The organism is Tepidimonas charontis (assembly GCF_007556685.1).
GTDB classification, from domain to species: Bacteria; Pseudomonadota; Gammaproteobacteria; order Burkholderiales; family Burkholderiaceae_C; genus Tepidimonas; species Tepidimonas charontis.
This window is the reverse complement of record NZ_VJON01000121.1, coordinates 1-573: the sequence shown is the minus strand read 5'-3', so window position 1 is coordinate 573 and position 573 is coordinate 1. Positions and strand designations below refer to the sequence as shown.

At 64.7% G+C, this 573-nt stretch carries 1 pseudogene; it reads left to right on the top strand.

Annotation, left to right across the window (positions count from 1 at the left end):
* Positions 1-573 (top strand): annotated as a pseudogene (locus Tchar_RS13665) (hypothetical protein); the annotation flags it as partial.

Here is a 573-nt window from a genome sequence, read left to right as displayed (position 1 = left end):
ACAACGGCTACAACTGGCTGGGCGAGGCGGTCTACAACCCGTTCGATGTGCTGCTGCTGTTTGACAAGCGCGAATTTCGCCCCTACTGGTTCGAGACCGGCACGCCGACCTTTTTGGTCGAGGAGCTCACGCGGCGGCGCACCTTCACACCGCGGCTGGCCGATGTCGTGGCCGATGAGGCGCTGCTGTCGAGTTTCGATGTGGAGGCCATGGCGCCGGAGGCGCTGCTGTGGCAGACCGGCTATCTCACCTTCCGCGGACAGCGCCGCATCGGTGCGCGCACCGAGTACCGGCTGGGCTTTCCCAACCGTGAAGTCGAAAGCGCCTTGAACGATGTATTGTTCAAAGCGCTCTTTGGTGAGCCTGCGCGCGCTGCCGAGGCGGTGGGGCGCCTGTATGACGCCTTGGCCGCAGGCGATGAGGCGGCCCTGCGCCGCCATCTGGAGAGCCTCTACGCCGCCATCCCACACGACTGGTACCGCCACAACCCCATCACCCAGTACGAAGGCTACTGGGCCAGCGTCTTCTACAGCCACTTGGCCGCGCTGGGCTTGGAGCTGATTGCCGAAGACG